This window comes from Streptomyces sp. NPDC001156 (genome assembly GCF_053598275.1).
The window spans coordinates 28,291-37,073 of the sequence record NZ_JBSFJX010000085.1 but is presented as its reverse complement, the minus strand read 5'-3'; the positions used below and the strand labels follow the sequence as shown (position 1 = coordinate 37,073).

General features: G+C 68.7%; 9 protein-coding genes. 3 read left to right on the top strand and 6 right to left on the bottom strand.

What is annotated here, in order from left to right:
- Nucleotides 1-119: 119 nt before the first annotated feature.
- The 3 genes from ACWDA7_RS30940 to ACWDA7_RS30930 all read right to left on the bottom strand — a co-directional run bounded on the left by ACWDA7_RS30940 (nucleotide 120) and on the right by ACWDA7_RS30930 (nucleotide 2,527).
- Nucleotides 120-521, bottom strand: coding sequence for a recombinase family protein (locus ACWDA7_RS30940; protein WP_450608319.1), 402 nt, complete (start codon nucleotides 519-521; stop codon nucleotides 120-122).
- Nucleotides 428-823 carry a MerR family DNA-binding transcriptional regulator gene (locus ACWDA7_RS30935; RefSeq protein WP_450608318.1) on the bottom strand — a complete coding sequence of 132 codons (396 nt, stop codon included), beginning with the start codon at nucleotides 821-823 and terminating at the stop codon, nucleotides 428-430. The genes ACWDA7_RS30940 and ACWDA7_RS30935 overlap by 94 nt, the downstream gene beginning before the upstream one ends.
- A 204-nt stretch (nucleotides 824-1,027) precedes the next feature.
- Nucleotides 1,028-2,527: an LVIVD repeat-containing protein gene (locus tag ACWDA7_RS30930; RefSeq protein ID WP_450608316.1), complete on the bottom strand. Its 1,500-nt coding sequence runs from the start codon at nucleotides 2,525-2,527 to the stop codon at nucleotides 1,028-1,030.
- 191 nt (nucleotides 2,528-2,718) lie between these two features.
- On the opposite strand from ACWDA7_RS30930, the gene ACWDA7_RS30925 reads away from it, so the two are divergent.
- On the top strand, nucleotides 2,719-3,369 hold the full coding sequence (locus tag ACWDA7_RS30925) for a DUF305 domain-containing protein (protein ID WP_450608314.1): 651 nt from the start codon (nucleotides 2,719-2,721) through the stop codon (nucleotides 3,367-3,369).
- Nucleotides 3,370-3,424: 55 nt separating this feature from the next.
- On the opposite strand, the gene ACWDA7_RS30920 is transcribed toward ACWDA7_RS30925, so the two are convergent.
- On the bottom strand, nucleotides 3,425-3,853 hold the full coding sequence (locus tag ACWDA7_RS30920; RefSeq protein ID WP_450608312.1) for a hypothetical protein: 429 nt from the start codon (nucleotides 3,851-3,853) through the stop codon (nucleotides 3,425-3,427).
- A gap of 127 nt (nucleotides 3,854-3,980) precedes the next feature.
- Between ACWDA7_RS30920 and ACWDA7_RS30915 the strand changes: the two genes are divergently transcribed.
- Nucleotides 3,981-4,808 carry an HARBI1 family protein gene (locus ACWDA7_RS30915; protein ID WP_450608310.1) on the top strand — a complete coding sequence of 276 codons (828 nt, stop codon included), beginning with the start codon at nucleotides 3,981-3,983 and terminating at the stop codon, nucleotides 4,806-4,808.
- A 29-nt stretch (nucleotides 4,809-4,837) separates the two neighbouring features.
- Here ACWDA7_RS30915 and ACWDA7_RS30910 read toward each other — a convergent pair whose 3' ends face one another.
- A complete protein-coding gene (locus ACWDA7_RS30910) occupies nucleotides 4,838-5,653 on the bottom strand; it encodes a hypothetical protein (protein ID WP_450608309.1) in 816 nt (271 codons plus the stop codon).
- A gap of 217 nt (nucleotides 5,654-5,870) precedes the next feature.
- Here ACWDA7_RS30910 and pgm point away from each other — a divergent pair, with 217 nt between their 5' ends.
- On the top strand, nucleotides 5,871-7,511 hold the full coding sequence (pgm, locus tag ACWDA7_RS30905; RefSeq protein WP_450608307.1) for a phosphoglucomutase (alpha-D-glucose-1,6-bisphosphate-dependent): 1,641 nt from the start codon (nucleotides 5,871-5,873) through the stop codon (nucleotides 7,509-7,511).
- A 95-nt stretch (nucleotides 7,512-7,606) separates the two neighbouring features.
- Here the strand turns inward: pgm and ACWDA7_RS30900 are convergent.
- Nucleotides 7,607-8,783, bottom strand: a 1,177-nt coding sequence (locus ACWDA7_RS30900) for an amino acid permease (RefSeq protein ID WP_450608305.1), incomplete at its 5' end; no start/stop codon positions are given.

Genomic DNA, 8,783 nt, shown 5'->3' with positions numbered 1-8,783 from the left:
AGGAAACTGCTTTCCCTTCCGCTTGAGCAGCCGCCGAGTAACCCACTCGCAGTCGCCGCCGAGCGCCTTGCGGATTTCCTCGATCGTTGCGCGGTCCTGATGCAAGGAAGCCTCCTTCCTCAACTCGCAACTCCCCATCCAAACAGTACACATGGCCAACTGGCCCACAAATGGCCTTCCTCAACAGTCGACTTGCCCGCCCTCGTCAGCGCACGGGCCTTCGCTGACCTGGAGCCGTACAGCCGGCCGGAGAAGGAGGTGACGATGGCCAGCATGTCCCGCACCAGGTCCCCGTCGCCGGTCTCGTCCGACCCCTCATCACCCCCTGCGATCTCCAACCGGCAGCCCCACGACGGGAGTACGACCTCGGCCAGCATGGCGGTGCCGAATCTGGCCAGCCGCTCCTCATGGGTAACGAGCAGCGTCGTCACGGACTCAGCCTGGCAGGCCCGCAGCGCACGCCGCAGGCCCTTGTGCGTGTCCGACAGCCCCGAGGCAACGTCGGTGAACTCTCCGACCACGATCCGCTCCCGGCCGCCTCACGCAGCCGAACCATCTGCCGGTCCAAGTCCCCCTCGACCCACTGCCGATGCGACGACACACGCCCGTACAGGACCACCCCACCCACCAGCGGCAGCGCAGGATGCCCCCTCCGCCGCGACAGCGCGTCAAGGTCACCGATACGGAAGATCCGCCGGCCGCCAGGCGAACGCCGGTCCTCCAACACGCCTTCGAGGGTGTAGCGGCGCAGTGTCCGCGTGGAAACCCCTAGCCGCTTCGCGGCCTTCCCCGCCGAGATCCAATCGTCACCCTTCTCGCTCATGTGGAGGACTCCATGGCCCACTGTGACCTACAACCGAATCAACAGTTGCCAACCCGGGGGGAATCCGAAGTGCGCCTCGCGAGCCGGTGCTTGTCGCCGAGTTGGGCGTCGAGGCCGGCCCCGGCGCCCGGCGCCCGGCGCAGCGTGGCTCAGTGGCCCCGCCCGGAGCCGGACCCCGAGCGGTGCCATGCGCCCTTTCTCTCGTCAGTCGGAGTAATCCGGCTGCGTCTGCACGTTGAGCTCATGCAGATGGACCCGTCCGGCCGGGTCCGTGCGCCGGTCGCTGATCTTCAGGACGTCGAAGCCCTTGGCGATGTCGTTCGAGTAGATGTAGCCGTTGTAGTAGTACGCCGACCAGGAACCGCCGGTCGTCATGTGGTCGGTGGCCAGCGGACCGCGCTCGAAATAGCCGATCTCCTCGGGCCGGCCGGAGTCGGTGAAGTCCCAGACGGAAACACCGCCCTGGTACCAGGCCTGGACCATGAGGTCCCTGCCCTTGACCGGGATCAGCGAGCCGTTGTGGGCCACGCAGTTCTCGGTGTCCGCCTGGTGGCGGGGGATCTTGAAGTAGCTGCGGAAGACGAGCTTGCGCTTCTCGCCCTTGCCGACGATGTCGTAGATGCCGTCGGCCCCGCGGTTCGGGCCGATCGCCGCGTTGCAGGTGGCCGCGCCGCCGCCGCCCAACTCGTCCGTGAAGACGACCTTGTTCGCCTTCTGGTTGAAGGTGGCCGAGTGCCAGAACGCGAAGTTGACGTTGTCCTGCACCCGGTCGATCACCTTCGGGTGCGCCGGGTCCTTGATGGACAGCAGGATGCCGTCGCCCATGCAGGCGCCGGCGGCCAGGTCCTTCGAGGGCAGGGCCGTGATGTCGTGGCAGCCGGTGGTCTTCGAGACGCCAGGGTTGGTGGGCGCGCCCGGGTTGCCTCCACCGTCCGGTCCCTCACCGGGGAACAGCACCGGGAAGTCGACGACCGCTGCCTTCTCGGGCGCGTTGCGCGGCACCTTGATGACGGAGATGCCGTCGTGCGGCGGCTGGCAGTCGGGGTAGGTGGCGCTGGGCGAGTACGAGGAGACGTAGATGTAGACGTCTCTGCGCTCGGGCACCAGTGTATGGGTGTGCGACCCGCAGGCGGTCTCGACCGCGGCGACGTACTTCGGGTTCTTCTTGTCGCTGATGTCGAAGACCTTCATGCCCTCCCACGAGGACTTCTCGGTCGCCGGCTGCGTGGTGCTGTTGCAACTGCTGTCGCTGCGCGAGGAGTCGGTGGACAGGAACAGCAGGTCGCCGGAGACGGAGACGTCGTTCTGCGAACCCGGGCACATGACCTGGGCGACCGTCTTCGGTGAGCGCGGGTTGCCGATGTCGAAGATGCGGAAGCCGTCGTAGTTGCCCGCGAAGGCGTACTTGCCCTGGAAGGCCAGGTCCGAATTGAAGTTGGCGAGCGCGTCCTTGGGGATGTTGGCGAGGTGCTCGACATTGGGAGAGTGGACGATCTCGTCCTGGCCGGGGATCTCGCCGTTCGCGATGGCCGCCCGCGCTTCGGCCTGCGCGCTCCTGGAGACCTGCTGGTGCGCGGCCGGAGTGTCCCCGGGGTCGGGGATCGCGGTGGCCGGGGTGGTGAGGAGAGCGGTCAGCAGACCGGTGGCGACCGCGGCAACGCCCAGGCGTCTGCGCCGTGTGCGGGGGTTGTGTAACAGGATCACTGTTTCCTCCCTTGTTCCGTTCGTCTCGGAACGGTTCATCCATCCCGCAGTATCGTCTTCACCATGCACATACCAAAAGAGGGCAACGTACTTGCAATGAAGTTTTCCGATCAGTAATGCGCGGAAGCGTGCTAGGACGGTAGCCGGAACTCCCAAGGTGTCCTTCAACTCGTCTGTGCCAGGAGGCTGTTGTGCTCTTGCGTCGTGCGTCACTCGTCGCGGCCGGACTGTCCGCGGTGGCCGTGCTCGGACTCGGGGGGTGCGCCTCCGGTCCCGACGCGAAGTCGAGCGCGGCCAACGGCCCTTCGATGATCGTGCCGGGCGCGCCCGGGGAGGAGAACCGGACCCTGTCCGCGGAGGAGGCCGCCCGGCAGCGTGCGGAGGACGACTCCCCCAACTCCGCGGACGTCTCCTATGCGCGGATGATGATCGAGCACCACTCGCAGGCCCTGGAGATGACCGGACTGGCTCCGCAACGTGCCGAGTCCGCGAAGGTCAGACGGCTCGCCGAGCGGATCGCGGCCGCCCAGGGGCCGGAGATCAAGGCGATGGAGGGCTGGCTCGAGACGTACGGCGAGGCGAAGAAGGCCGGCGGTCATGAGCACGAGCACGCGGCGATGCCGGGAATGGCGACCGAGGCGCAGTTGAGGAAACTGCATGCGGCGCAGGGCGAGGCCTTCGACCGGCTCTTCCTGACGCTGATGATCACCCATCATGAGGGGGCCATCACCATGGCCACCGATGTGAAGGCGCAGGGCAACAACATCCGGATCGAGGAGATGGCGGACGACGTGATCGCCCAGCAGACGAGCGAGATCACGCGCATGCGCACCATGCTGTGACGGTCCGTCCGGACATGGCGGTGGTTGCCGCCCCGCGCGCTGCGGTGAGAGCCGGTCAGTGTGCCGAGAGGTCGATCGCCCGGTCGACGTCCCGGGGCCGCAGGACGCGCAGGATGCCTTCGAGCAGGTAGTAGTCGGCGTAGGGGAGCGAGATCTCGATCCCGTCCTCGGCGGGCCGGTTCCGGGTGCAGCGGGCCACGACCGCGTCGGCACGCGACGAGTTCCGCGTGAGGCAGGTCTCCGACAGCGCGGTGAGCACCCGCAGGGCCACTTCACGGTACTTGTTGCTGCCGGTGGCCTCGGACAGGTCGAGCAGACCGCATGCCATGATCGCGCCGGCGGAGGCATCCTTGACGTCGTACGGCTGCTGTGGCGCGCGGTAGTCCCACACGGGGACGTAGTCCGCACTCAGCGCTCCCACCGCGAAGTCCGCGAGTTTCCGTGCGGTGGCAAGGAATTCCCGGTTCGCGGTCCGCCGGTACATTGAGATGTTCTCGGCAACGAGTCGGCTGCGAAGTGTGATGACCAGCGGGGTGACCGGGGGCGGAGAGGCGTGAAGCCCCTGGTAGGAACAGGTCTGCGAAGATCAAGTTCCGGCCGAGAGGCTTCACGTGCCCTCCAATATCACCTACACCGCCGTGCTCGACGTCAGCAGGCAGACCGCCCAGTTCCTCGCCCGGCTCCTCCAGCAGCACCGCGAGCGGCTCGGCACCCGCAAGGGCACCCGCGCACTGAGCCCGTTCAAGCAGGCCGTCCTGGTCCTGCGCTGGTTCGTTGACGGCACGCGCATGGCCCAACTCGCCCGGGACAACGGCATCTCCGGCCCGACCGCGTACCGCTACCTGCACGAAGGGCTCACCGTGCTGTCCGACCACGCCCCGGACCTGGTCACCGCGCTGGAGCGAGCCGTCGCGGCCGGCCACACCCACCTCAACCTCGACGGCACTGTGGTGCGCACCGACCGCGTCGCCGCGCCCGGCCCCAACGGCGCGGATCTGTGGTGGTCCGGCAAACACCGGCACCACGGCGGCAACGTGCAGGTCATCTCCGCCCCGGACGGCTGGCCGTTGTGGGTCTCGCCAGTGCGGCCGGGACGTGAGCACGACACCACCTGTGCCCGCGCCCACGGCTTGGTCGACGCCCTGAACCGGCTCGCCGCCACCCTGGGCATCCCCACCCTGACCGACCTCGGCTACGAGAACGCCGGAGAAGGCCTGCGCCACCCGGTCAAGAAACCCAAAGGCGGCGAACTCACCGAGCCCGACAAGGCGTTCAACGCCGTGATCCGTGGCGTGCACGGCGTCGCCGAACGCGCCAACGCCCTGCTGAAGGTCACCTTCAAAGCCCTGCGCCGAGTCAGCCTCGACCCGGCGGCCATCACCCGCATCGCCCGGGCCGCCCTCGTCCTGCTCCAACTCGAACACGGCCGCACCGCCTGAGCATGAAGATCACGAAGAGTCGCGAGACGCTACCGAGAAAGGTTCATTGTGGTGAATCCGTACACTCCCCAGGCCTGCCCGCGCGACCAGCACGAGGTGGGGCTGTAGCCCTGCACGGTGTTGGGGCCGATCGGCGCACCGCTGTCCGGGTCGAAGTCGAACACGTGCGGAATCGAGCCGTCCGGGCGGAGGAACGTGCGCTGGACGGTTTTCGCGTGCTCCACGGCGACGTTCAGATACTTCTCGTCTCCGGTCTGACTGCCGGCGAAGGCCAGCAGGTCCAGATTCATCATCGTGTCGATGATGACGCGGCCCGCGTTGTTCGGATCGGTCAACGCCCCCCAGGCGCGGATGAAGTGGCCGCGCGGGTTGTAGCGCTGGATCAGCGAGTCGGCCGCCTGTACGGCTCCTGCCCGCCACGCTTCACCGCCGGTCAGCCGCCAGGCGGTGACCCATGACGGATAGAACAGGAAACCGAGGTCGTGGGTGCTGGTGTCGTACTGCCGGGGAGCAAGTCTTTGTGCGGACTCCAGCGCCCATGTGCGGAACGCATCGTCCTCGCTGTAGAGCCACGCCAGCCACAGCGTTCCCGGCCAGAACCCGCCGACCCAGTCTCCGTTCTGCGAATACACCCACTTCTCGAACTTCGTACCGACGGGGAAGGCCTTCACACCCGGCGCGACGGAACGGACCTTGTCCACCGCGTAGTCGGCCGCCGCGCGGAGCGTGCGCTCCGTCTGTGCCGGGGTCCGGGTGGCGAGGGCCTGTGCGGGTTGTGCCGAGGAAGCGTACACAGCCGCGGCGCCGGCCGCCGTCGCCTGGGCGGTACGTCGGGAAACACTCACTGGCTCCCACCTCTCGAACTCGACAGCATGACAAGGGAGTTGAAGGAGTCTTGCACGGCAGCCCTGTTCAGTACACCCACGTGAGCACAGTTCATGTACATGAACCACGAGGGGTCGGTTATTCGGCATACCGGGCCGGAACCTGCACTGCCTTCCCTGGTAGGAAGGAAGATGAGATCGCGAGCGGACGCACGGTCGATGTGGAGGAGTGGGTGCCATGGAGCATGAACGAGCGGGCAGGCCGGCCGGACCGGAGGACCTGATCGACGTCGCCCGGCTGGTGACGGCGTACTACGCACTGCACCCCGACCCGGCGGATCCGGGGCAGCGCGTGACGTTCGGTACTTCCGGACACCGCGGGTCGTCGACGGCGGCGGCGTTCAACGAGGACCACATTGCCGCGACCAGCCAGGCCATCTGCGAATTCCGTGCGGGGCAGGGCATCGACGGCCCCCTGTTCCTGGGGGCGGACACGCACGCCCTGTCCGAGCCCGCGAAGGTCACCGCTCTCGAGGTGTTCGCGGCCAACGACGTGACGGTGCTGATCGACACCGCGGACGGCTACACCCCCACCCCGGCGGTCTCGCACGCCATCCTGACCCACAACCGGGGCCGCACCTCGGGTCTCGCCGACGGCGTGGTCGTCACTCCCTCGCACAACCCGCCCTCCGACGGCGGCTTCAAGTACAACCCTCCGAGCGGCGGTCCGGCGGGCTCCGAGACGACCTCCTGGATCCAGGACCGGGCCAACGACATCATCACGGCCGGCCTGAAAGACGTACGACGCATCCCGTACAGCCGGGCGTTCGCCGCTCCCGGCACCGGCCGCTACGACTTCCTCGGCACCTACGTCTCCGATCTGCCGAGCGTGCTGGACCTCGACGCGATCCGGGACGCGGGGGTGCGGATCGGAGCCGATCCGCTGGGCGGAGCGTCCGTGGCCTACTGGGGGCGCATCGCGGAGCAGCACCGGCTGGACCTGACGGTGGTCAATCCGCTCACCGACCCCACATGGCGGTTCATGACGCTGGACTGGGACGGCAAGATCCGTATGGACTGCTCGTCGCCGTACGCGATGGCGTCGCTCATCGAGCAGCGCGACCGTTTCCGGATCGCGACGGGCAATGACGCGGACGCCGACCGGCACGGCATCGTCACGCCGGACGCCGGGCTGATGAACCCCAACCACTACCTCGCCGCCGCCATCGCCTACTTGTACGCCCACCGCCCCCAGTGGCCCGCTGCCGCGGGCGTCGGCAAGACTCTGGTGTCCTCCGGCATGATCGACCGGGTCGCCGCCGACCTCGGCCGACGGCTGGTGGAAGTGCCCGTGGGCTTCAAGTGGTTCGTGGACGGGCTGGTGGACGGATCGCTCGGCTTCGGTGGCGAGGAGTCCGCCGGCGCATCCTTCCTGCGCCGGGACGGATCGGTGTGGACCACCGACAAGGACGGCATCATCCTGGCCCTGCTCGCCTCGGAGATCACGGCCGTCACCGACAAGACGCCGTCCCAGCACTATGCCGCGCTCACCGCGCGCTTCGGTGAACCCGCGTATGCCCGCATCGACGCACCCGCGACGCGCGAGGAGAAGGCGCGTCTGGCCAAGCTGTCCCCGGCCCAGGTCAGCGCCGACACCCTCGCCGGTGAACCGGTCACCGCCGTGCTCACCGAAGCGCCGGGCAACGGCGCATCGATCGGCGGCATCAAGGTGACCACCGAGAACGCCTGGTTCGCCGCGCGGCCCTCGGGCACCGAGGACGTCTACAAGATCTACGCGGAGTCGTTCCGGGGGCCCGACCACCTCCGTCAGGTCCAGGAGGAGGCCAAGACGGTGGTCCTGGGGGCGTTGGGCGGCTGACGCGACGGGCGCCGGCGGCCCGGGGCCTTGAGGGCCTGCGGTGACGCCGGCCGTGCCGGTCCGCCACCGCTCGGGCGGACCGGCACGGCGCCGGCTCAGGCGGTTGAGCGCCGCCGGGCCGCCAGCACCGCGTACACGATGACGCCGGCGAACAGGAACAGCACACCCTGGTACACCGCCGCATAGCCCGCGCCCGCGACGAGCCACATCGAGAAGGCGGTCGCGACCGCCGCGATCACGGCGTCCCGCACCAGCCGCGCACGGTCGACCCGTTCGCGCCGCCCCGACACGAGGTGGAAGAGCTGAGCGGCGGTGGCCAGCAGATACGGCACGGTCGCCGTGAACGTGGTGACCAGGACCAGCACCTCGAAGACCTTGCCCGAGCCCGATGCGAAGTTGTAGACGGTCAGCAGCGAGGCGAGGACGACGGTGACACCCACGCCGACGGTCGGCACGCCGCGCCGCCGACGTGCGAAGGCCGCCGGGAACAGGCCGTCCTGTGCCGCGGCGTACGGGGTCTGGGCGCTCAGCAGCGTCCAGCCGTTGAGGCAGCCGGTCATCGACACGAGCGCGGCGAGTGCGACGGCCCAGCCGCCCCAGGTGCCGCCGAACATGGCGTTCACGACGTCCGAGAAGGGCGCGGTGGACTTCACCAGTCGGTCGTGCGCCACCGTGCCGAAGACGGACAGCGTGCCCAGCAGATAGACGAGCGCCGCGCCCGTGGTGCCGATGACGGTGGCCCGTCCCACATTGCGCCGCGCGTTATCGACCTCTCCCGCGCTGACGGCGGCGGACTCCACGCCCAGGTAGGAGAAGAGGAGAATCGCGGCGCATGCGGAGACCGCGCCGATCAGGCTGCCGCCGCCCGAATGGAACGGCCCGAGGTTGTCCGGGTCGAAGAAGAACAGCCCGCCCACCGCCACGAGCAGCAGGGGCGCGAACTTCAGCACGGTGGAGACGAGCTGGACGGCGCCCACGTAGCGGGTGCCCGCGAAGTTCGCGAGTGCGGGCAGCCACTGCAGGACGAGCGCGGCCAGACACGCGGTCCAGCGGTCGCCGTTCACCGGGATGAGCACGTCGAGATAGCCGACGGCGGCCACGGCGAGCGCCGCGTTCGACACCCAGGTGGTGATCCAGTACGCCCAGGCGGCGAGGAAGCCGGCGAAGTCGCCGAAGGCCTCGCGGGCGTAGACGTAGGGCCCGCCGGTGCGTGGGTCGCGCTCGGCGAGGCGGCCGAAGACCAGGGCCAGGGCGATGGCGCCGACGGTCAGG

What these genes read in the sequence shown, in the direction of transcription:
- pgm (WP_450608307.1), top strand. Translation starts at nt 5,871, where the DNA reads ATGGAGCATGAACGAGCGGGCAGGCCGGCCGGACCGGAGGACCTGATC.
- ACWDA7_RS30935 (WP_450608318.1), bottom strand. Translation starts at nt 823, where the DNA reads ATGAGCGAGAAGGGTGACGATTGGATCTCGGCGGGGAAGGCCGCGAAG.
- ACWDA7_RS30920 (WP_450608312.1), bottom strand. Translation starts at nt 3,853, where the DNA reads ATGTACCGGCGGACCGCGAACCGGGAATTCCTTGCCACCGCACGGAAA.